Below are 22,337 nucleotides of genomic sequence, written 5' to 3' on the forward strand. Positions count from 1 at the left end.
ATCGTGCGCGACCCGGCTATCCTCATCTTGGACGAGGCGACCTCGGCGCTCGATCCCGCGACGGAAGCGGCGATCAATCTGACCCTCCGGCGCATCTCCGCGAACCGGACGGTCATCTCCGTCACGCACCGCCTGGCTTCGGCCGAACATGCGGACTGCATCTACGTTCTTCACCAGGGACGGATCGCGGAGCAGGGCACGCACCGGGAGCTGCTGCAACTGACCGACGGACGCTACAAGCAATCTTGGCAGAAGCAATCCGGGTTCGAGCTCAGCGACAACGGGCATCACGTCGGCGTCCATGTGGACCGCCTCAAGCTGTTCCCTCTTTTTTCGGAACTCGACGACGGGCTGCTGCAGGAGATCTCCCATTTTTTCGTCACCGAGTCGTACGCTTCGGGAAGAACGCTCATTCATGAAGGCGACATGGGAGATAAGTTCTACGTCATCGTGCACGGCAAAGTCGAGGTGCTAAAAAAAGACGACGACGGCGAGGATCGGCCCGTCGCCGTCCTGACGGATGGGGATTTCTTCGGAGAGGTGGCGCTGCTGCGCAGCGTGCCGCGGACGGCGACCGTCAACACGCTGACGCCGGTCGTCTGCGTGACGCTGCAGCGCGAGTTTTTCCAGAGCTTCGTTCAAAGGTCGCCTCACGTGGCCGCCTTCATGAACCTCCGGTCCAAATGAATGGCGCGGATCGAATCCAGCAGCACGCCCTCGCGCGCGGCATGCGCGATCTTGCCGGCGAATTCGGGCCTGACGAGGTGAGCGAGCGGCTGTTCTACCTGCTCGTAGCGGCCGAAAGCGTCAAGCGCCTGCGCGTCCCAAATATCGGCGTATAGCAGCAGGTCGTCCGGCATCACCCGCTTCCGGTCCGTGCCCGGCTCCGGCAGGCAATCGAACGGTACGTCCACGTTGAGCGAGCCGTAGTCATCGGTCAGCTGTTCGTCGGGGCGGATATCCCGGACGGCGATCTCCACTTCGTATGCCGTGCCGATGCAGTTCGCGTGGAAGCTGTGGTTGACGTAGCGGCCGATGTCCCAGCAAAGGATGAATTGCCCCAGCTGATTGCGGTACGAATACTTTAGCACCTGCTTTTTGCGGTCCGCGTCCAGCGCGTACACGACCTCCGGCTCCAGGATCTGGTCCAGATCGTCGAGCGCCCAAGTGAGCGTCCCCTTTGGGATCAGCCGCGTCGCGAATACGCCGTAACCCATTTTCTCGTCGATGTAACGCAGTTCCGTGTGCGGATGCATCATCCCGGATAGACCCCTGTCCATTGGATATTCATTCCTATCTAATTAATTATCCATGGATTTGTCGAATCCTGCTCGGTCCGCCTATAAATCTAACGGTCGAAAGCCCCGGACGGCGTTCTAGCGAACACTCCGCGAAGGAGGGCGTATGAGCGGCGGGATGCGGGTAGTCGCTATTTACTCGCTGCGCCGCCGGCCGCCCCTGAGCCGCGAGACGATCGGATACACGAAGACGAGGCACTCGACGAACAGGGCGAAGGTCGCCCAGCTCCTGTCGAAAGATCGGGCCAGCTCGGCCGGATAGCGGGCCAGGACGACCGACAGCGCCACGACGAATGCCGCAAGCGGAAAAGTGATCGGCTTATAATGGCTGAGCCCCAGCGCTTGGGAGACCAGCAGCGTCCCGACGGCGAAGACGATGCTGAGCTTGATGAACAGACCTGCAAACCAGATGGAGACGATAATCGCGTCCATATTATGCACGAAGTCGCCCAGATGCAGGAAGCCGCTCAGTTCCAGCGCCGGATACATGAGGGCGCCCGAGAGCTGCGGACCGAGGAAGACGATCATGAGCAGAAATTCCGATACGAGAATATAGGTTCCCGCCATCGATCCGATCCACACCGCCTTGCGCACCTGCTGAAGGCCGTCGAACAGCGGCACGATGTATGCGAGCAGCACCAGCTCCCCGTACCAGGGAATCAGCGAATAAGTCTGGCTCCACAGCGCCTTCCAATCGTGAATACGCGTAAATTCATGCCACATCGGCGTGCTTATTTCGGGAATAAAAAACAACGGCTTGATGAAAAAGAGAAATCCGATGAGGAAAAAGCAGCCCTGCGCGAACCGAAAGGCGACCGGCACGCCGGATTGAGCCATGGACGCCGCAGCCGACATGACCAGCACGGCGACCGCGACCGACGGCGTCTCCTTCAGATAGGTCGGCACGAAAAAATCGGTAAATTCGCGGAGAATATGCGCGGACAAGTGGAGGAAGAAAAAAGCCGAGAGCAGCAAAATCGCGGCGTTTCCGGCCTTGCCGACTACTTTTGCGCCTTCGATGCCGACATAAGCGGAGGGACGGCGCAGCGCGTAGCGCAAGCTGAAAACCGTAAGCGCCGTCCCGGCCACGGCGGCAATCCCGATGCTGTATACGCCGTCAAAGGGAGCATTCTTGGCCAGCGGACCGAGCAAGAAAGCGATCGTCGTCGAGAAAACGTAAACGAAGATGAGCGAGCCGATCTGGAGCCCCGTTATCGTCCCCTGGTTTTTCAGGACAGCCCCTCCTCCCTTTTTCCTTCACTTGCGTGTTATCCAGCTCTGCACCGGCCCGAAGACGAAGTCGATCGCCCGGTTGGGATTCACCCATTCGGGCACATAGTGCGCGAGCGCCGCGAAGACGAACGCGAATCCGGTCACGGCGAAGGCAACGACCCGGTCGCGCTTGCACGCCGATCCGCGCCGCAGCAAAAAAGATCTGGTACGCGATGACGGCCGCCATCCCCAATGCCAACATGATCATGAGACGCCGCCTCCTTCCGAGGATAGCCTGGGCGAGTGGCTGATGCCGGGCGTTCGCAGGATGATGCGGGCGTGGATCACCGGCTTCATGTACAAGAACAGATTCTCCCGCGGCTGGTCCGCCCACCTCCGCCATAGCGACGGATACTTGTACTTCACGTATTCGCTCCATTGAAAGGCGTCCGCCTCCTCCTCCTGCGCCTTGTCGGCGGCGGATTGCGCCAGGTTACGAATCCGTACGTTCAGCGCTCGCTCGACCTTTCGCATGCTCGCGGGGTCGTAAAGATCGATGTTCGACTGGATGGAGACGAGATCCGCCTTGCCGTCGATAAAGACGTGGACGAACACCTTGCCGCCGCGCCGTTCGGCTCTCGTCGCCTGCTTAATGTCGACCAGCCTGACGCTGAAGAGCCCCTTGGGATCCGGGAGCGTGGCCGTCAGCATCATTTCCGGCGTGCGGCTTTTCATGAAAGAGATCCCCATGGTCTCATCCTCCGTGAACGTGCCGATGACCCTATTGTTTTTCATGAGCGCCGCGCCTCCGATACCGGACCATTGCACGGTTTTGTCCTCGGTCAACAGCTTAAGCTCCCGCATGTTCAGCTCGGGGATATAGGCATCCCCCAGGTTGTTCCATTGCGAGTACAGCAAGTCCCGGATATTGACCGGCGGCAGTCGCCTGGAATGCGCCGACTCGCGCCAGGTCTCGGCGGGGAATCGCTCGAATACGGGCGTCAGCCTCGCGATGTTACGGGCTTCGCCGTTGAAGTAAAACACGTAAACGCGAAAGCGGAAGTCCGTCGCGCGGATGAGGAAATCGAACAAGGGCGCCATCCCCGCCCGCGCGTAACGGTCTCCGACGATGATCGTGCGCATTTGTCCCCAAGCGACGTTGCGCGGCAGATCCTTCTGAATCTGCTGGAAGGCTTCCGTGATGTCCCGTCCTTTGCCGGTGACCAATACGTACGGCTTCTCGGCGCTCGGGGGAAGCGTTCACGCCGATGGAGATGCGGTTCGGGAGAAGGAACATCGTCGAGATCTCAGTCCGGCCCTGCTCATCCCTGTCAACGATCATCGTCGACACGAAGGTGCGGTCGTTGAGCTCTTGCTTGGACCAGCACCCGGTTAACCCCGTCAGCGAGACGACAATCATCAGCTTCAGGGCGACCGCATGGGCTCCTGGACGCTTTCGCATCGTTTCTCCCCGTTTCGTTCGCTTTTTTTAAGACCGATTGGCGCCCATCCGCTTGCTCCAAGTGAATCGACCCGCGGCATCCTTCATCCGCTCCGACTTGTAAGGGATGAACGGAGACAGGTACGGCGTGCCGAACGAATCCATCGACAGCAGGTGAATGTAGACGAAAAAGACGCCGACGATCAAGCCCAGCAGGCCGAAAACCGCCGAGGTGAACAACAGCATGAACCGGAGAAAGCGAACCGTCAGCGTCAGCGAGAAATGCGGCACGATAAACGAAGAGATGCCCGTCAGGGCGACGATGATGACCATCGGGGCGCTCACGATGCCGGCCGTCACCGCGGCGTCCCCGATCACGATCGCGCCGACGATCGAGATCGTCTGTCCGATGACCGACGGGATACGCTGTCCCGCCTCGCGCATGACCTCGAACGTCACTTCCATGATGAGCGCCTCCACGATCGCGGGGAACGGCACGATATCCCGGCTCGACGCGACGGAGATCAGCAGATTGTAGGGCATCATTTCCGGGTGGAACGTCGTGATCGCGACGTAGGCCGAAGGCAGAACCAAGCTTAAGCCGAAAAAGACATACCGCAGGATACGGACCCAACTGCTGTAGAAATACCGCTGGTAGTAGTCTTCCGCGGACTGCATGAACGACAGCAAGGTCGCGGGCGCGATCAGGTTGCTCGGACTTCCGTCCGTCAGCAGCGCGACCCGCCCTTCGAACAGCGAGGAAGCCACCACGTCGGGTCTTTCCGTATTCAGCATTTTCGGGAACGGGGACGCCAGACGGTCGTCAAGCGCTTCCTCCAGGAAGCTGCTGCCCGGCACCCGGTTCGTGCGGATCGCTTGCAGCTTCGTCTTGATCGTCTTCACCAGCTCGTCATCGGAGCTCCCCTTCATGTAGAGCAGCAAGACGGTCGTGCGGGATTCACTGCCGATGACGAACTCCTCGACGACCAGCTTGTCGCTCTTGACGCGCTGGCGGACGAGCGAGAGATTCGTCCAGACGTCCTCGACGAACGACTCTTTGGGCCCGCGGATCGTCTTCTCGTTCTCCGAGACCGATACCGAGCGCGCCGCCTTTTGTTGAAAAGGAAACAGCGCGCCCGTCTCCTGCCCGTCGATGCATAGCAAGGCCTGTCCGTTCAGCAGTCCGTCCAGTGCCGCCTCCGGCGAACGCGTCAGCGAATAAGGGGCAGGAAAATAAGACCTGCGCTCCAGAATGTCCCCGAGCCGCTCCTCTTCGCTGCCCTTGTACGGCGCGAGCAGCGTGCGAAGCACATGCGTCTGCAGCATTTCCAGATCGATCGCATCCGTCATGTAGTAGACCGTGCAGGAAAAGCCGCCCTGTTCGATCTTCTGGGAGACGACATCGGGACGGGTCTTCAGACGATCGTTCAACCACTGAGCCAGTTCCATAGGAGGTCTTCCTTTTTTTGGTAATAGCATCCGCCAGGCCGCCTTTTTTTATGCATAAAATAGGAAAAAGGCACCCGTTCGGGTGCCTGAAAGCGTGCTTGAAAGCGTGCTTGAAAGAGGGCTGGGTCAGGGGAAATCGTGCATGGCGGGTGAACCCGCCTCCGTCAGAGCGGCCTGAATTCGATCCAGCCGAGCTCAAGGCCCGGCTTGACGGCTTCCAGCCGCAGCTCGTGCAGGCCGGCCGCAAGCTCGACCTTCGCCAGCTTGTGCAGCATCCACGCGCCGCCGGTCCCGTTGGTCTGGACGGTCGCGAGCGGCTTGCCGTTCAGCGTCAGGTTGCTCGCGCTCTGCGCGAGCTCGGACTCGGCCGACATGGCGCTCGCGAACAGCCGGTAGACGCCGGCTTGCTCTACCTGGATGTAGGTCGCGCCTGCGGCATCCGGCACGATCCGCGCGCCGTCCGCCAGCGCCTGGGCGCTTTGCGCTTGCTCCGCGGCAGGGGCGGTCAACGCCTGGAAGGCTTCGACCGTCTCCTGTGTCGCCTTGTCCCGGGCGCCGACCGGCGCGCGCAGGATGAAGCCGAGGATGTTCGACGCGGACCGCTGGAGCTCGCCCCTCGTGAGCGTGCCGTCTGCCAGCGCCTCGATCGTGTTGTCTCCGTAGGCGTTGGTCTCCGCCCCGTAGTTGCTGACGACCATATACAGATCGTTCTGCGCGCGCACCATCCAATTCGTGTATTTGCGGTCCGGGGCGCCGCCGTTCGCGGCGTCGTTCATGACGGCCCACCAGTCCGTCATGACGATGCCCTTGAAGCCCCACTCGCCGCGCAGGATCGTCGTGTTCAGGTCGTAGTTCGAAGCCGCCCAATGCCCGTTGATCGGATTGTACGACGTCATGACCGAATTGGCGCCGCCCTCCCTGACCGCGATCTCGAAGCCCTTGAGATAAATCTCGCGCAGCGCGCGCTCCGATACGACGGCGTCCACCTTGCTCCGGTGCTGCTCCTGGTTATTGCAAGCGAAGTGCTTGAGCGTGGCGTTCGAGCCGCCCTTCATGATCCCCCGCACGCAGGCCGCTGCGAAGGCGCCCGAGATGAGCGAATCTTCGGAAAAGTATTCGAAGTTGCGCCCGTTAAGCGGGCTCCGCCGGATGTTGAGTCCCGGTCCGAGGAGCGTGTCGATCTCGTTGCGGACGAGCTCTTGGCCCTCCAGGACGTACAGCTCCTCGACGAGCGCCGCGTTCCAGGTCGCCGCGAGCAGCGTCCCGATCGACACCTGCGTCGCCTTGTGGCCGCTGTCCATGCGGATGCCGGACGGCCCGTCCGACGTGCAGGCGACCGGGATGCCATAGCCGAGCAGGCTGTCGGTCACCCCGCCGAAGGCCGAAGCCGTCCCCGGCGTGACCAGCGGGCTGCTCATGCCTTCGCCGCGGACGAGCGCGGCCAGATCTTCGTCGCCGAGCTGCGCGACGAAGGCTTCCAAGCCGACCTTGCCGTCGCGGACGTCCCTCAGCTTGTAGCCGCGGTCCCCGGTCTGCGCGAGCGCCTGAGGCAGGCGGCTCTCGATGCGGTCCGCCAGCGAGATCTTGCGCTGCGGCGCGTCCTCGAAGACGAGCTCGTAAGCGCCGTCCGCCCGGCGCGCGCCAGGCTTCATCCGCGAGAGGCTCGCGGTCGGGGCCATCGCCTCCTCGAGCTGCTGCACGACGCGCAGCGCGTCGACGACGTAGCCGGCTTCCCCCCTCGAAGCGGATGACCGCGGCCTTCTTCACGCTGGTTCCCACATGGAAGAGATAGGTTCCCGCCTCCAGCACGTAGGCGGAAGCATGACCCGTGGCGCCGGCGTCGTCGTAGGCGGCCATCGCGCGGACGGGGAAGCGGACGGTCAGGCGCTGCGATTCGCCGGGCTGAAGCAGATCGGTCTTGGCGAAGGCGGCGAGCGCTCGGGCCGGTCGGCCCAGTAAGCCTTGCGGCGCCTCGACGTACAGCTGCACGACCTCTTTGCCGGCGTAGACCGCGCCCGTGTTCGTCACGACGACATCGACGGCGATGGCGGCTTCGCCCTCGGCCTCGATCAGACGGGCGTCTTCCGCCGCGAGGCCGAACGTCGTGTACGACAGTCCGTAGCCGAACTCGAACTGCACGCGGTCCGGGCAGAACGTCTCGAAGTACCGGTAGCCGACGTAGATGTCTTCCTGGTACAGGTTGGCGAGCTCGTTGCCGTAGTTGCGGGTGGACGGATAATCCGCCAACGCGTAGGCGATCGTGTCGGTCAGCTTGCCGCTCGGCGTCACGTCGCCGGCCAGCACGTCGGCGATCGCGTTGCCTCCCTCCATGCCGCCGTGCCAAGCATAGACGACGCCGGCGATCGGATGGGCGTACGCTTCGTCGTCCAGCCAGCTCATGTCGACGATATTGGACACGTTCAGCACGACGATCGTCTGCTCGAAGCGCGCCGTCACCTGCCGGAGCATCGACCGTTCCTCGTCCGTTAGCAGGTAGCTGCCCGGTTTGTCCGCATTGTCCTGATCCTCGCCCGCCGTGCGGCCGATGACGACGATCGCCTTGTTCGAGACGCGCCTAGCTTCGGCCACAAGCTCGGCCGTCAATGGCATCTCGCGCTGATGCCAAGGCTCGGCCGCCCAGCCGCCCCCGCCGTTGTCGAACGGGTTCTGCTCGATCCACCGCTCGTAGGCGGCCGCGAGCGTCTCATTGACCGCGACGTTTTCCTTGCCGCGGAGGCCGTCCAGCAGGTTCGTCGTATAGGACACATGGACGCTGCCGCCCGAGCCCGTGCCGCTGCGGTAGTAGTTCACTTGGATTCTCCCGAATACGGAGACGTGGTCCCCTTGGCGCAGGGGCAGCGCCTGGCCCTCATTCTTTAGCAGTACCGCGCCTTCCGTCGCTACCGTGCGGCTGAACGCCGCGAAGCCCTCCAATGGAACGCCGATCATCGATGTCGTCATTTCGTATCCTCCTTAAGTTGTCCGACTGATTCGCCTTCAACCAACCGTACGTAGATCCGCTCCTGCTCCACGGGCCTCCCCCTCGATCATCTTCAGCAGCTGTTCGGCGGCAAGCGCGCCCCACTTGCGCTTCGAGTAGTCGATCGTGGCCAGCCTCGGCTGCATGTATTGCGCGAGCTCGATATTGTCGTAGCCGACTACGTGGACGTCCCGTCCGATCTGAAGCGAGGTCTGCGTCCTTAAGTAATCGCACAGGCCGATCGCCATCTCGTCGTTCAGGCAGAACACGCCGACCGGCCCCTCCCGCGCGGCCTCCGCGATCCGCGGACCCGCGGCGTAGCCGGACGCCTTGTCGAAGGCGCCCGGGAGCTCCTCGAGGCTCGCCTCCGGCGCGCGCTCGACCGCCTGCCTGACCGCGCGCATCCGCTGCCGCGCGTCGAAGGCCGACTCCGGCCCGCCCACGGCGCAGATTCGGCTGAGCCCCTGCCCTAGCAGATGCTCCACGGCCAGCGTCGCCCCCGCTTTGTTGTCGAGCAGCACCTGGTTGACGTTGGCATGCTCGAGCTCGCGGTCGAGTACGACCAGCTTGTGCCCGCGATCCGCATAGCCGAGCAGCTCCTCGTCGGCGAACGTCGCGTCGAGGATGATCGCCCCGTCGAACGCCCGCTCGGGGATCATCCGGTGAGACCGGCGTCCGCTGCAGACGATGAGATCATAGTCTCTGCGGTTCAGCTCCTCCTTAAGTCCGAACAGCAGATCACCGTAGAAGTGGCCGCTGAAGTCCGTGAGAAAGACGCCGACAAGCATCGTCTCCCGCTTCTTCAGCATGCGGGCCGCCCGGTTGGGCACGTAGCCCAGCTCGTTCGCGATGGACTGGATCCGGTCCGCGGTCTCCTTCGTGATCCGGTCGCTGCCGTTCAGCGCGTACGATACCGTGGAGATCGAGACCTTCGCCGCGCTGGCGATATCCTTGATGCTGACCAAGCTTTCCCACTCCTTTTCTCGAAGCCCCGATTAGCGATATTAGAAAATTAGCGAACGATGATAGTCATAGTTGCGGATAAGCGTAGTTGCGAAACGTTTCAATTTACTCGAAACGAGGTCAAAACATCAAAGAATGCGCCCTACGTCAGATGCCATTCTTTAAATTTATCCGAAACGCACACCGTAATCAACAGAAAATATAGGTTTGACGCCTGCCGAAAGCAGAATTATACTATCCGTAGAAACGTTTCGATAAACCGTTATCATCCTAGAAAGAGGGTTATATCAGTCATGTCCGATTCTAAAGCCCCTTCGTCTTCTTCGTCTCAAGAAAAGCTGCCTCTGCACGTCTACCTCGAACGGATGACCCTGGACGAAAAGATCGCCCAGCTGATCCAACTGGCCGTTCCCTTCTTCGAAGGCGCGTCGGATGCCGGCTTGATCACCGGTCCGATGGCCTCGCTCGGCATCGGCGAGGATACGGTGCGGGGCGCAGGCTCCGTGCTCGGCATGGCCGGCGCGCAGGAGACGATCAACGTCCAGCGCAAGCATCTCGAGCACAATCGCCTGGGCATCCCCCTCCTCATGATGGCCGACATCGTGCATGGCTTCAAGACGATCTTCCCCGTGCCGCTGGCCATCGGCTGCTCGTGGGATCTCGCGCTCGCGGAGCGCAGCGCGGAGATCGCCGCCAAGGAAGCGTCCGTGTCCGGCGTCCACGTCACGTACGCCCCGATGGTCGACCTCGTACGCGATCCCCGCTGGGGCCGGGTCATGGAGTCGACGGGCGAGGATCCGTATTTGAACGCGCTGTTCGCGAGAGCGTTCGTCCGCGGCTTCCAGGGCGACGACTTGTCGGGCGACCTCGATCGGGTGGCGGCCTGCGTCAAGCACTTCGCCGCCTACGGCGCGGCCGAAGCCGGACGCGACTACAACACCGTCGACCTGTCGGCGCGCCAACTTCGCGAGTTCTACCTGCCGGCGTACAAAGCCGCGCTCGACGAAGGCTGCGAGATGGTGATGACGTCGTTCAACACGGTCGACGGCGTCCCGGCCACGGGCAATGTACCGCTCATGCGCAAGCTGCTGCGGGAGGAATGGGGATTCGACGGCGTGCTCATCTCCGACTGGGGCGCGGTCAAGGAGCTGATCGCCCACGGCATCGCCGAGGACGAGCGCGAGGCCGCGCTGAAGGCGATGAAGGCCGGCGTCGACATCGAGATGATGACGTCGTGCTACGCGAAGCATCTATCCGAGCTGATCGAGGCCGGCGAAGTGGACATTGCGCTCATCGACGAAGCGGTCATGCGCATCCTGCAGCTCAAGGACAAGCTCGGCCTGTTCGAAAATCCGTACCGCGCGGCCGATCCCGAACGGGAGAAGGAGATCGTGTTCAGCGACGCGCACCGCGCGGCCGCGCTGGAGCTGGCGCGCAAGTCGTGCGTGCTGCTGAAAAACGACGGCGTCCTGCCGCTGTCGCCCGCGCTTAAAGTGGCGGTCGTCGGTCCGTTCGCCCGCAGCGGCGACCTGCTGGGACCGTGGTCGTGGACCGGGTCGCAGGACGCGGTCGTCCGCGTGTCCGAAGCGATCCGCGCCAAGGCGTCGACGCCTGGCGCGGTGACCGTCGCCGAAGGCTGCGGCATCGAGACCGAATCGACCGAGGCGCAGCTGCTTGAACTCGAGGCCGCCGCGCAGGGCGCCGACGTCATCGTGCTCGCGCTCGGCGAGCACTCCGACATGAGCGGCGAAGCCGGCTGCCGGGCGGACATCCGGCTGCCCGAGGCGCAGCTCGCGCTGATTCGCCGCATCAAGACGTTCGGCAAGCCGGTCGTGGCCGTGCTGTTCAACGGCCGGCCGCTCGACTTGAACGGCGTGCTGGACAAGGCCGATGCCGTGCTGGAAGCTTGGTTCCCCGGATCGGAAGGCGGCACGGCGGTGGCCGACCTGCTCTACGGCGACGCCAATCCGTCGGGCCGCCTGACGATGTCCTTCCCGTACAGCGTCGGCCAGGTGCCGGTGTACTACAACGCCTTTAACACCGGGCGGCCTCAAGGCGCGCCGGACGCGCAGGTTCGCTACGTATCCCAATACCTGGACATCCCGAACGAGCCGCTGCTGCCGTTCGGCTATGGATTGGGCTACGCCGCTTTCGAATACGGCGAAGCCGCGCTGTCCGCGGACGTGATGACGCCGGATGCGCCGATCAGGCTCACCGTGCGCGTCGCCAACGTCGGCCAGGTGGCCGGCGTCGAGACCGTCCAGCTCTATGTCCGCGACATCGCGGGCGAGGTCGTCCGGCCGGTCAAGGAGCTCAAGGGCTTCCGCCAGGTCGAGCTGCAGCCGGGCGAGAGCGCCGAGGTCGCGTTCGAGCTGAGCGAGAGCCAGCTCCGGTACTATCACCCGGACCTGACGCACGCGAGCGACGCCGGCGCGTTCCTCGCGATGGTCGGCCCGAACAGCCGGGACGTCGCGTCGCTGCCGTTCAAGCTCGTCAAGTAAATAAAGGAAAGCCCTCGGAGCGCGCTCCTGAGGGCTTTCCTTTGCAGGGGTTATGGGCTACGCTGGAGTTTCTGGCCGGGAATGCATGCCGGGTGCAACTGACGGCCGATTCGTCGAACCTCGAAGCAGGCATTACGCAAGCATGATGCCGCCAACCGTCTGTCCCCAATACAACGGGCAGTCGGCGTCACGCCGCAGCATACGTCCGCTTCTCGGCTTTCGACTAACATTGCCCTTTATATTGTGCATAAGTGCGAACGGTTACTTAAAAGCAGCAGCGTAGACGTGGATACGGCGCGGACGGCGTACTTTGCGGGAGGAGAGGCTTTTCGGCAGGCACATACTTCTGTGCTACGGGTGATTAAAGCGCCGCTTTTGGCAGCTATCGGCCCACTGCAGCGGGGCTGCGCGCCTTTTAGCGGAACCTTCTTCCGCTATCGGCACACTTCGGCGGGGCTGCGTACCTTTTAGCGGAACTTTCTTCCGCTATCGGCATACAGCAGCGGGGCTGCGCACCATTTCGCCATCGCACCTCGCTCTACCTGCTCGCCGCCCGCTGGCACAGCTCCGCCGCCAGCTCCCGCAGCAAACAAAGCGCGCCCGGCTCGGCCGGACGCGCCTCTCTCGCGCAAACTGTTTATTCTTTCACCGCGCCGATGACGATGCCTTTGACGAAGTAGCGCTGCAGGAACGGGTACACGATCAGGATCGGCAGCGCGCCGATGAAGATCTGGGACGCCCGCAGCGTGCGCTGGGACAAGCCTACGATCGCGGCCGGGTCGAACTTGGTCATGTCCGCCTGGACGATGATCGTCTGCATGAAGCTGGCGAGCGGCAGCTTGGCGGCGTCCTTCATGTAGATGAGGCCGTCGAAGTACGCGTTCCAGTGGCCGACCATCGTGAAGAGGGACACGGTCGCGAGCGACGGCAGGGAGACCGGCAGGTACACGGACCAGAAGGTCCGCACGTGGCCTGCGCCGTCGATGAACGCCGCCTCCTCAAGCTCCTTCGGCACGGAACGGAAGAAGTTGAGGAGCAGGATGATGTTGTAGACGGCGACCAGGCCCGGCAGGATGAGGGCGAACAGGTTGTTGATCAGGTGCAGCTTCAGGATCAAAATGTAGCTTGGAATAAGCCCGCCCGGGAACAGCATCGTGACGACGAAAAACCATAGATATACGTTGCGCGCCCGGAACACCCGCGTGTCCTTGGACAGCGCGTACGCGGCGATCGCGTTCACGAGCATGCCGAGCGCCGTGCCGAGCACCGTCCGCTCGATGGAGATCCAGAGCGATCTGAGGAAGTTGGCGTTGCGGAACGTCTTCTCGTACGCCTCGAACGTCAGTCCCTTGGGCCAGAGCGTGACCAGCCCCGCATTGGCCGCGGCGCTGGAGCTGAGCGACACCATCAGCAGGTGGAACATCGGCAGGAGGCAGAGGATCGCGATCGCGAGCAGCACCGTATTGTTGAATGCGCTGAACACGCGGTAAGATAGCGTTTTATGATACACGAGGCTTCGCCCCTTTCTAGAAAATCCGGTATCCTGCGAACTTGTAGGCGAGCCGGTACGAGAACACGATCAGGATGAGGCTGATCACCGATTTGAAAAAGCCGACGGCCGTCGCGAAGCTGAATTGTCCGCCCAGAAGGCCTTCGCGGTAAACGAACGTGTCGATGATGTCGCCTTGCTGGTAGATCATCGGGCTGTACAGGTTGAACACCTGGTCGAAGTTGGCGTTCAGGACGTTGCCCATCGCGAGCGTCGCGACGACGATGAGGATCGGCAGCAGCGACGGCACGGTGATGTTCAGCGTCTGCCTCCAGCGGGATGCGCCGTCGACCTCGGCTGCCTCGTACAGCGCCGGGCTGATGCTGGACAGCGCCGCGAGGAAGATGATCGTGTTGAAGCCGAACTCTTTCCACACGTCGCTCACGATGATCGTGATGCGGAACCAGGTGCCGTCCCCAAGGAAGAAGATCGGCTTGATGCCGAAAACGTTCGTCAGCAGTTGATTGACGATGCCCGTCTGGCCGAGCACGTCGATCAGAATGCCGGACAGCGTGACCCAGGACAGGAAGTGAGGCAGGTAAACGAACGTCTGGATCGAACGCTTGAGCCCCATTTTGCGCACCTCGTTCAGCAGCAGCGCGAACAGGAACGGCACGATCAGGTTCAAGACGACCTTCGAGCAGGCGAACAGCAGCGTATTGCCGATGATCTTGACGAAGTAATCGTTGGTGAACATATAGTGGAAATGCTTGAACCCGACCCACGGCGAGTGGGCGAACCCGAGCCTGGCCTTGTAGTCCTGGAATGCCATGACGTTCCCCAACATGGGGACGTAGGAAAAAACAAGCACGAGCAGGGCGGCCGGCAGCACCATGAGGTGCAGCGTCCACGGTTGCTTGTAGCCGCGTTTCTTGTCCTTAAGCTCGCGCGCCGCGGACTTGGATGTATTTGCTTCCATAGCTCTCCCCCGTTTGCGGATCGATTGATGGGCACAGAGCGAACCCTTGTTAAGCCATAGTAGCAACCGGAAAGGCCTTACAACTATAAGACATTGTTAGGATCGATAGGGTTTTGTTAAGCAATTGAGCGGGGGAGGAACGCGCGTATGCGCTGGAATATGGATGTCGGGCCTGCGATGAAGGGCGGGCCGCTGAAAATGAGCATGTTCGCCAAATACACGGGACTGATCGTCGCTCTGTTTATTCCGATCGGCATCGTGTTCGCCTACGCCAACAACGTCGCGAACCGCGTCATCGGCACGGAGATGCGGGCGTCGAACATCAGTCAGCTGTCGTTCCTCTCGAGCCAGATCGACTCGCGAATCAACCAGACGATGGACTTCGTCTTCACCTTCTCCAAAGATCCGAACGTCCAGAAGTTCAACGGGCTCGGCGTCTGGGACGACCAGTACGACCGGATGCAGACGAAGTACATGCTGCAAGAGAAAATGGAGCTGCAGTCCGGCATCGTGACGATCTGGCCGGTCGAGTTCACCGTCTACTCGCAGGTGCACAAGGAAGCCGTAACCAACTCGAGCACGGACGCCCCGTACGACGAGGACTATCTGGCGCGCAACCTGTCGGGCAACTGGATCTACGACGACCAGGCGCCGGGCTCGGGGGGGAGCCAAGGCGTTCCGCTGGCTCTACACCGATTCGTTCGGGCACCAGAACAAGCTGACGGGGAGCAATCTGGTCGTGCAGGCCAGCTTCGGCCGGGAGAACATCCAGAACATGCTGGACACGTACAAGGAAGGCGGCCAAGGGGACCCGCTGTTCTACTACAAGGGCCGCGCCCCGATCCCCAACCGCTCGTCGTCCGCGAAGCTCGTCACGGAGGTCCGGTCGTACCTGGACGGGCTCGACCTCGGCGATACGATGCAGCAGACGATCCGCCTGAACGGAGACAGCTATCTGGTCAGCCTCGTGAAGTCCCCGCTGCTCGGCGGCTATCTCGTGGACATCGCGCCGCTCGACCAGATCCTGGGGCCGATCTCGTCGAGCCGCAACCTCTTTTACCTGTCGATGCTGCTGCTGTTCCTGTTCGGCACCTTCATCTCCGTCCTGCTCTACCGGGACGTGCAGCGTCCGATCGCGAAGCTCATCGGCGGCCTCAAGCAGGTGCAGCGGGGCGACTTCTCGGCGCGCATCGACGCCAAGGCGAACGGCGAGTTCACGTTCCTGTTCTACCGGTTCAACGACATGTCGCGGCAGATCGAGAGCCTGATCGAGAACGTGCTGAACGAGCGGATGCGCGCTCAGGAGGCGACGATGAAGCAGCTGCAGGCGCAGATCAATCCGCATTTTCTGTACAACTGCCTCGGCTACATGATCAACATGGCGCAGATGAAGGAGAACGATGCCGTCGTCGCGATGGGGTACAATCTCAGCGCCTATTATCGGTACATCACGCGAATGGAAAAAGAGACGGCGAGCCTGGCGGAGGAAATGAAGCTGATCGTGAACTACCTGGACATCCAGAAGCTGCGCAACGGCAGGATCCATTACACGATCGACGTGCCCGAGGAGATGCTGGCCCAGCAGGTGCCGCGCCTGATGCTGCAGCCCCTCGTCGAGAACGCCGTCATCCACGGCGTCGGCAAGTCGTTCGCCGCGGGCGAGATCCGCATCCGCGGGGGAGATGTCGGACGGCCTCTGCCGGATCTTCGTCGACGACGACGGACCGGGCATGGATCCCGAGAAGCAATCCCTGTTGAATCAACGGCTGACCGGCCCGCTCGAAGAAGACATGGGCGCCGGCCTGTGGAATACGAACCAGCGCATTATTCACTGCTTCGGCAAGCGTTCCAGCCTCCGTTTCTCCCGATCCGAACTCGGCGGCGTCCGCTCGGAGATCGTCTGGGAAATGCCGAAGCCGGCGCCATGACCCATAACCTACGGAACCCGACAAGGAGTGCTTTCATATGCAAATGATCATCGTAGACGACGAAGCGCACTGGGTGGACAATCTGTCCATGCACAAGCCTTGGCATACGCTCGGCATCGAGCAGGTTCACAAGGCGTACTCCGCCCGCGAGGCGCTGCAGATCATCGATGCGCATCCGATCGACATCGTCATCTCCGATATCATCATGCCCGAGATGACCGGCGTCGAGCTCATCGGCAAGATCAGGGAGTACGACAAGCGGATCAAGTGCATCATTCTGTCCGGCCACGCGGACTTCGACTATGCCAAGGAAGCCGTCCGCAACCATGCGGTCGACTACCTGCTCAAGCCGCCGACCGACGAGGAGCTGTTCGGGGCGGTACGGGCGGCGATCGAGCAGCTGAACGCGGAGTGGGAACGCGTCAGCTCGCTGGAGCGCACGCAGTTCGCCCTGCGCGAGAACTTGCCGATGCTGCGCGGCCAGCTCCTGCTGGGCGCCATCCGGGGCGAGCGCATGTCTGCCGAGGAGTGGACGCGCAAGCTGGACACCTACGGACTGCCGTTCCGCGACGGGAACTGCGCGCTCGCGCTCGTGCGCCTGGAGGACGAGTTCGACCCGTACCGGAACAACGGCCAGCATCTGCTCGAGTATGCGATCACCAATATCGCGGAGGAAATTTTCGGCGAGTTCATGGAGGTTTGGAGCGTTAAGGAGGAGCACGGCTATCTGGCGTTTCTGCTGCAGTTGAAGCAGGGCGCGGCCGTGGACCGGCCCGACCTGCTGCTGGAGAACCTGGCCATGCAGGTGCAGGCCAAGGTGAAGCAGTATCTCAAGGGCTCGCTGTCCGTCGTCATCACGGAGCCCTTCCGCTTCCCCGGCGAACTGGCGGAGCAATACCGCCAGGCCGCTTCGTACTTCCGCCGGATCGTCGGCGACGAGCGCGAGTTCGTCATGAAGGTCGACCCGGCGGAGCGGCCGGCCTCGCTAGGGGCGCTCGAGGTGCTGCATCGGCCGCCGGTCCTCCTTCATCTCCTCGAAGCCGGGAGATGGGACGCCGCGGAGGAGAAGCTGGCCGCCGTATTCTCGGAGCTGGAGGACAAAGGCTCCGAGTCTTGGGAACACTGCATGGAAGTCGGCTTCGCGATCTCGTCCGCGTTCATGCATCTGGCGCACCGCGGCGGCAAGACGCTGGCCGGCCTGCTCGGCGGAGAAGAAGAACTGGCGCAGCTGGGCGAGACGTTCGCCTCGATCGGCAAGCTGCGCAAGTGGGCGCTCGCGGCGCTCGCCCGGCTGCGCGAAGGCGCGGTCGACGACGCCCAGGACGCGCGCTCGCATTACGTGCAGAAGATTCAGGCCTACGTGGACGCGAACTTGCATCTCGACGTGTCGCTGCGCGCGCTCGCGGACCACGTTAATTTGCATCCGACGCACCTGTCCAAGATCTACAAGCTCGAGACCGGCGAGGGCATCAGCGATTACGTCGCCGCGCTGCGCATGAGCCGCGCCTGTCACCTGCTCAAGTCCACGGACAAGAAGATCTACGAGATCAGCACGGAGATCGGCTATCTGGATCCCGCTTACTTCATCAAGGTGTTCAAGCGTCAATTCGACGTTACGCCGCAGGAGTACAGGGAGCGTCATTGAAACGTTTCGACCAACAGCCTAACAGAGTCCTACGAAAACTAATATCGCCATATGGATGCCCTCCCCGAACGGTTGGTACAGTTAACACAGGCAGTCATCATGCGACAGTGGGGGATAAAATATGGGTAAATTCAAGAAGTCCTGGCTCGTGCCCGCGGCCATGTCGGTCGCCATGCTGGCCGGCTGCGCGGACAACGGCAACGGCAACGGCGCGGCAAGTCCGTCCGGCGCGGCGTCCGGCGCGGCGTCGGGCGCCAGCGCGTCCGCATCCGCTTCGTCCGAGCAATCCGTAGCGGACAAGGCATTCGCGGCAGGCAAGTACGATCCGCCGATCGAGATCAGCACGATCCTCATGCCGACGACGTACACGAACGGCGACACCAAGGAAAACAACGTTCACGACCGCTGGATGCTCGACACGCTCGGCATCAAGCTGAGCAAGGATACGTGGTATCCGGCCGGCAGCGACCAATACAAGCAGCAGCTGCAGCTCGCCCTGACCTCCGGGGAGAAGCTGCCGGACTTCATCCAGGTGCCGACCGACTCGGTGCTGACCAACCAGCTGATCGACTCCGGCGAGTTCATGCCGATCGACGAGCTTTTCGACAAGTACGCTACCAAGGTCTGGAAGGACCACGCCGCTCAGCATCCGGAGCTGTGGTATCCGTTCACCAAGGACGGCAAGCATTGGAACCTGCCGATCATGGAGTACACGGACAACGACGACACGCTGCTCTGGCTGCGCGAGGACTGGATGGAGAAGCTTAACCTTCAGGCGCCGAAGACGATCGCGGACCTCGAGAACATCATGGACAAATTCAAGAACCAGAATCCCGACGGCCTGGCGCCGAAGGACGTCTACCCGCTCGCCATCTCGCTGAAGAACAACACGAACACGTGGATGGGCGGCCTCGACTGGCTGTTCGGCGCGTACGGCACGATCGAAGAGCAGTGGAACAAGGACGCGGACGGCAACCTCGAGTACGGCTCCGTGAACCCGGGCGCCAAGCAAGCGCTCGCGAAGCTGCAGGAGTGGATGAAGAAGGGCTACATCCACCCGGACACCGCGCTGTGGGACGAAGGCAAGTCCGCCGAGATCTGGACCAAGGGCAACGCCGGCGTGCTGCCCGGCGCGAACTGGGTACCGGACTGGCCGGCGCCGGACCTGCTCAAGAACGTCGCAGGCGCGAAGTACAAGGCGTATCCGGTACCGGCAGGTCCGGACGGCAAGATCGGCACGAAGTGGCAGAACTCCGGCGTCAACAGCAGCTTCATGGTCAACAAGAACGCCGCGCATCCGGAAGCGATTCTGCTTTACTACAACTACATGCTGGACAATCTGGCCAACCCGGCCGCGGGCAGCCCGTACGAGCACGGCTTCGCCAAAGGCTACGACTGGGATATCGTCGACGGGCAGCCGACGAGCGATTCGGCCAAGATCAAGAACTACAACGACAAGTTCCCGTTCATCACCGGCCCGGCGCGCATTCCGGACCTGTACATGAAGACGCTCGTCAAGCTCGCCGACGGCGGCAAGCCCGAGACGCCTTACGAGAAGCAGCAAGCCGAATCCCGCAAGCCGGAGAACTGGTACGCCGCGAAGGTCGTCATGTCGCAGATCGACGTGCGCAAGCAGAACTACTTCACCGGCGCCGCGACGCCGACCATGATCTCCAAGTGGAACCTCCTGCGTCAATCCGAGCTGGAGACGTTCAACAAGATCATCTACGGCAAGCTGCCGGTCGACGCGTTCGACACGTTCGTCGCCAGCTGGAAGGCGAACGGCGGCGATCAGGTCACCAAGGAAGTCAACGATTGGTTCAAGTCGGTGCAGCAATAAGGCTGGTCGGCGAAAAAGGGGCGGCCGCGAGAGTGATCTCGCGGCCGTCTTTTTGCGTTCGGCGGGGCGGCGTGTGCGGACGGGCGGCGGGCTGGTGGCGTTTGCGGTCGAATTTGAGGGTCGAGTGTGCGGGCTAGCGGGGAAGTCCGCAGATGGATGCGGCGAAGCGCTGCCGACGGGTGGTTCTTCGGCATCTCAGGTACTGTCGCAGAGCAGTACTTCGGCGCGACCGCGCGGCTTCGGCGTTCAAGTACTGTCGTGGAGCAGTACTTCGGCGCATCCGCGCGGCTTCGGCGTCCAAGTACTGTCGTAGAGCAATACTTCGGCGCCACATCGCGGCTTCGGCGTCCAAGTGCTGTCGTAGAGCAGTACTTCGGCGCGACCGCGCGACTTCGGCGTTCAAGTACTGCATGACGTGCTCCGAACGCTCGGCTACTTCGACATCGTGAATCTGGCGCACCGCTTCACGCCGCCCGTACACGTCAAGGTCGGTCTGAAGGACACGACGTGCCTGCTCGAGACGATTTTCGCCGCCTACAACCGGATCGCCTCCGCGAACAAATCGATCGAGATTCATCCTTTTATGGGACACGCGATGACGCCCGGATATTACGCGGCCGCTCACGCCTTTTACTCGCGGCTGATGCGATAGTTACCCGTTCTTCGGGAGCTTGCAGACGATCGCCCCCCCCCTGCGGAGCAGTCCCTCCAACGCGCCTTTGACGAGCGCGGATTTGGCGACATAAATAGGGAACGAGTAGACGTGGCGCCAATTGAGCATCTCGTATAGATCGATCCATACGCTGAGGGGCTCCAAAACGAACGCGAACACCGCTCCCATGATCGTTTCCGCGATCAAAAACGAACGCCACTTGGTGAAGTATTGATAGACCAGCATATGCAAGACGGGCAGCATCGCGAAGTCGACCGCCGACAGCTCGGGAATGAATCGAAGAAGCTTATGCGGATATGTCCATAAATTCAGCTCATAGCCGAAATGATCCAACAGGAAAATGAGGTAACCGATCGAGACGCCGTATAACATCATATCCTTCAGTCTCGCTTTATCGACGAGCTTCCACCAGACGATCCACGGCAGGACGAGAGCCGCCAGCATCAGCCACCATTGAGGCGAAAACAGATCATAGTGCAGCCAATAATCTTGTCTGAGCTCGGTCAGCTTCCGATGGACATCCTCCATTTCGCCGAGCAGGGACTCCTCCGACATGCTTGTTCGACCTCCGATCCGATTCGCCGACTGCGGAACCCCGGATACTCGCAGCCTCCGACGGCAATCGCAGCCGCGGGTACAACCGCCGGCGCCCAGGCACGACTCTGGTTATTGTTGCCTGCAACGGCATAACTATGCGAGCGGCAGAGTAGTCGCGTGTTGAACCGTGCAGGATACCGCCGAAAACGATAGCTTTCCGCCGTCGTCCCCGCCGCCCGGCCGATGCTATAATGCCGATTAACGCGGACGGATTGCGGATATCGTTTGCCTGAGCGAGGGCGTCTACAACTTTTTTTCAGTTTGGCGCACATTTCGGGCGTAATAAATGCCTTTTTGGACACTCTTTGATTCACGCTCCACATTCATCGCAATAAAACGGAGGCCGGCAAGCTGCCGGCCTCCGTCTTATCTCTTGCTATCTCGTCGTCAGCACCGCGCACACGGGATAGTGGTCCGAAGGGTACCGCCCCTCGGTACTTGCCCCGGTCCACCTCGATTCGCTCCACGGCGACGCCGGGCGAGGCGAAGATATAGTCAATCGGCTCCCCTGTCTCACCGCCCCTGAAGTCGTGGAACGTCGCGCCCGCCGCCGCGACCCCGCCAGGCAGCGCCGAATAACCATTCACATAGCCCTCCTGCTCCAGCCCGCGTACGGCCGCATGCGCCGGACCGACGTTGAAGTCGCCCGTCAGTACGACGGATGCCCCCGTCCGCGCCCGCAGATCGCCGATCCGATCCACGATCAGCCGCATCCCGTTCACCTGCGCCGGCTCGCTGACATGGTCGAGATGCGTGTTGAACACCGTTAACCCGTCTCCGTCCCCGCCTCCATCCGCAGTGCCGTTCAGCCTGACCCACGTGCACATCCGCGGATAGTCCGCGCCCCAGCCCAGTTCGCCGAGCCGTTCGGGCGCCTCCGACAGCCCGAAGCTACCGTATTCCGCGACGCTCGCCTTGCTCCTCTTGTACCAGACGGCGCAGAACTCGTCCGCTTGTCCGCCGCGCCGCCCTTCTCCCACCCATGCGTATGCCGGGAGCAGCGGCGCCAGATCGAGCAGCATCGCATAGAGCGCCTCCTGCACGCACACGATGTCCGGATCGTGGCGCAATATCGCCTTTGCGACGGCTTGCGGGCGCTGCGGCCACGCATTGTCCCCGTCCGACGGGACGTTCGTTCGCAGATTAAACGTCATGACTTTCCATGCCAAGCGTATCACCCCCGGTTCGAATTGCGACAAGCAACTTGAGACCAGTTTACCTCTAGGGTCCAGTTCGGTCTATACCAACCGTACGCTCCGCGGCGGGCCGGATTCGGCCATGAGCGCATCATTTCTAGCCAACGCTGTCACCCTTTTCGCCCAACGCGATACTCTATATAGAC

The 22,337-nt window shown here is 62.0% G+C and carries 16 protein-coding genes and 3 pseudogenes; 7 read left to right on the plus strand and 12 right to left on the minus strand.

What is annotated here, in order from left to right:
- Nucleotides 1-426 precede the first annotated feature (426 nt).
- On the plus strand, nt 427-687 hold the full coding sequence (locus OMP38_RS32270) for a cyclic nucleotide-binding domain-containing protein (protein ID WP_277568697.1): 261 nt from the start codon (nt 427-429) through the stop codon (nt 685-687).
- On the opposite strand, the gene OMP38_RS32275 is transcribed toward OMP38_RS32270, so the two are convergent.
- The 7 genes and pseudogenes from OMP38_RS32275 to OMP38_RS32300 form a co-directional block, all read right to left on the minus strand.
- Nucleotides 651-1,259 (minus strand): SET domain-containing protein, encoded by a 609-nt coding sequence (locus tag OMP38_RS32275; protein ID WP_277568698.1) that lies wholly within the window; start codon nt 1,257-1,259, stop codon nt 651-653. The two genes, OMP38_RS32270 and OMP38_RS32275, sit on opposite strands and share 37 nt — an antisense overlap.
- Nucleotides 1,260-1,433: 174 nt before the next feature.
- The gene (locus OMP38_RS32280; protein WP_338130742.1) at nt 1,434-2,531 is read right to left on the minus strand and encodes a GerAB/ArcD/ProY family transporter; all 1,098 of its coding nucleotides are present in this window, start codon (nt 2,529-2,531) and stop codon (nt 1,434-1,436) included.
- 243 nt (nt 2,532-2,774) lie between these two features.
- The gene (locus OMP38_RS36735) at nt 2,775-3,374 is read right to left on the minus strand and encodes a Ger(x)C family spore germination C-terminal domain-containing protein (RefSeq protein ID WP_477100092.1); all 600 of its coding nucleotides are present in this window, start codon (nt 3,372-3,374) and stop codon (nt 2,775-2,777) included.
- 15 nt (nt 3,375-3,389) lie between these two features.
- Nucleotides 3,390-3,746, minus strand: a pseudogene (locus OMP38_RS36740) (Ger(x)C family spore germination protein); the annotation flags it as partial.
- Between the two features lie 253 nt (nt 3,747-3,999).
- Nucleotides 4,000-5,400 (minus strand): spore germination protein, encoded by a 1,401-nt coding sequence (locus tag OMP38_RS32290; RefSeq protein ID WP_277568700.1) that lies wholly within the window; start codon nt 5,398-5,400, stop codon nt 4,000-4,002.
- A 164-nt stretch (nt 5,401-5,564) separates the two neighbouring features.
- A pseudogene (locus tag OMP38_RS32295) lies at nt 5,565-8,361 on the minus strand (glycoside hydrolase family 3 C-terminal domain-containing protein).
- Nucleotides 8,358-9,345: pseudogene (locus OMP38_RS32300) on the minus strand (LacI family DNA-binding transcriptional regulator). Before OMP38_RS32300 ends, OMP38_RS32295 begins: the two co-directional pseudogenes overlap by 4 nt.
- 363 nt (nt 9,346-9,708) lie before the next feature.
- Here OMP38_RS32300 and bglX point away from each other — a divergent pair.
- Nucleotides 9,709-11,844, plus strand: coding sequence for a beta-glucosidase BglX (gene bglX / locus OMP38_RS32305; RefSeq protein WP_277569025.1), 2,136 nt, complete (start codon nt 9,709-9,711; stop codon nt 11,842-11,844).
- A 637-nt stretch (nt 11,845-12,481) separates the two neighbouring features.
- On the opposite strand, the gene OMP38_RS32310 is transcribed toward bglX, so the two are convergent.
- From OMP38_RS32310 to OMP38_RS32320, 3 genes are all read right to left on the minus strand, one after another.
- Nucleotides 12,482-13,354: a carbohydrate ABC transporter permease gene (locus tag OMP38_RS32310; RefSeq protein WP_277568701.1), complete on the minus strand. Its 873-nt coding sequence runs from the start codon at nt 13,352-13,354 to the stop codon at nt 12,482-12,484.
- Between the two features lie 16 nt (nt 13,355-13,370).
- The gene (locus OMP38_RS32315) at nt 13,371-14,312 is read right to left on the minus strand and encodes an ABC transporter permease (protein ID WP_277568702.1); all 942 of its coding nucleotides are present in this window, start codon (nt 14,310-14,312) and stop codon (nt 13,371-13,373) included.
- 326 nt (nt 14,313-14,638) lie between these two features.
- Nucleotides 14,639-14,848, minus strand: a complete 210-nt coding sequence (locus OMP38_RS32320; RefSeq protein ID WP_277568703.1) for a glutathione S-transferase family protein — start codon at nt 14,846-14,848, stop codon at nt 14,639-14,641.
- A 203-nt stretch (nt 14,849-15,051) separates the two neighbouring features.
- Between OMP38_RS32320 and OMP38_RS32325 the strand changes: the two genes are divergently transcribed.
- The 5 genes from OMP38_RS32325 to OMP38_RS32345 all read left to right on the plus strand — a co-directional run bounded on the left by OMP38_RS32325 (nt 15,052) and on the right by OMP38_RS32345 (nt 20,377).
- Nucleotides 15,052-16,287, plus strand: a complete 1,236-nt coding sequence (locus OMP38_RS32325; protein ID WP_277568704.1) for a sensor histidine kinase — start codon at nt 15,052-15,054, stop codon at nt 16,285-16,287.
- The gene (locus tag OMP38_RS32330) at nt 16,278-17,885 is read left to right on the plus strand and encodes a response regulator transcription factor (RefSeq protein ID WP_277568705.1); all 1,608 of its coding nucleotides are present in this window, start codon (nt 16,278-16,280) and stop codon (nt 17,883-17,885) included. Before OMP38_RS32325 ends, OMP38_RS32330 begins: the two co-directional genes overlap by 10 nt.
- Before the next feature lie 121 nt (nt 17,886-18,006).
- Nucleotides 18,007-19,725, plus strand: coding sequence for a type 2 periplasmic-binding domain-containing protein (locus tag OMP38_RS32335; RefSeq protein WP_277568706.1), 1,719 nt, complete (start codon nt 18,007-18,009; stop codon nt 19,723-19,725).
- A 156-nt stretch (nt 19,726-19,881) separates the two neighbouring features.
- The gene (locus tag OMP38_RS32340; RefSeq protein ID WP_277568707.1) at nt 19,882-20,139 is read left to right on the plus strand and encodes a hypothetical protein; all 258 of its coding nucleotides are present in this window, start codon (nt 19,882-19,884) and stop codon (nt 20,137-20,139) included.
- 1 nt (nt 20,140) lies between these two features.
- Nucleotides 20,141-20,377 carry an acetylxylan esterase gene (locus OMP38_RS32345; protein WP_338130717.1) on the plus strand — a complete coding sequence of 79 codons (237 nt, stop codon included), beginning with the start codon at nt 20,141-20,143 and terminating at the stop codon, nt 20,375-20,377.
- Here OMP38_RS32345 and OMP38_RS32350 read toward each other — a convergent pair whose 3' ends face one another.
- The gene (locus OMP38_RS32350) at nt 20,378-20,953 is read right to left on the minus strand and encodes a CBO0543 family protein (RefSeq protein WP_277568708.1); all 576 of its coding nucleotides are present in this window, start codon (nt 20,951-20,953) and stop codon (nt 20,378-20,380) included.
- 365 nt (nt 20,954-21,318) lie between these two features.
- Nucleotides 21,319-22,164, minus strand: coding sequence for an endonuclease/exonuclease/phosphatase family protein (locus tag OMP38_RS32355; RefSeq protein WP_277568709.1), 846 nt, complete (start codon nt 22,162-22,164; stop codon nt 21,319-21,321).
- Nucleotides 22,165-22,337 lie beyond the last annotated feature (173 nt).

The sequence above is a fragment of the Cohnella ginsengisoli genome (assembly GCF_029525555.1).
Taxonomy (GTDB): domain Bacteria; phylum Bacillota; class Bacilli; order Paenibacillales; family Paenibacillaceae; genus Cohnella; species Cohnella ginsengisoli.

Coding starts and splice junctions, on each gene's coding strand:
- OMP38_RS32335 (WP_277568706.1), top strand. CDS start 18,007: ATGGGTAAATTCAAGAAGTCCTGGCTCGTGCCCGCGGCCATGTCGGTC.
- OMP38_RS32350 (WP_277568708.1), bottom strand. CDS start 20,953: ATGTCGGAGGAGTCCCTGCTCGGCGAAATGGAGGATGTCCATCGGAAG.
- OMP38_RS32275 (WP_277568698.1), bottom strand. CDS start 1,259: ATGATGCATCCGCACACGGAACTGCGTTACATCGACGAGAAAATGGGT.
- OMP38_RS32270 (WP_277568697.1), top strand. CDS start 427: ATGGGAGATAAGTTCTACGTCATCGTGCACGGCAAAGTCGAGGTGCTA.
- OMP38_RS32340 (WP_277568707.1), top strand. CDS start 19,882: ATGCGGCGAAGCGCTGCCGACGGGTGGTTCTTCGGCATCTCAGGTACT.
- OMP38_RS32330 (WP_277568705.1), top strand. CDS start 16,278: ATGCAAATGATCATCGTAGACGACGAAGCGCACTGGGTGGACAATCTG.
- OMP38_RS32290 (WP_277568700.1), bottom strand. CDS start 5,400: ATGGAACTGGCTCAGTGGTTGAACGATCGTCTGAAGACCCGTCCCGAT.
- bglX (WP_277569025.1), top strand. CDS start 9,709: ATGACCCTGGACGAAAAGATCGCCCAGCTGATCCAACTGGCCGTTCCC.
- OMP38_RS32315 (WP_277568702.1), bottom strand. CDS start 14,312: ATGGAAGCAAATACATCCAAGTCCGCGGCGCGCGAGCTTAAGGACAAG.
- OMP38_RS36735 (WP_477100092.1), bottom strand. CDS start 3,374: ATGCGGGAGCTTAAGCTGTTGACCGAGGACAAAACCGTGCAATGGTCC.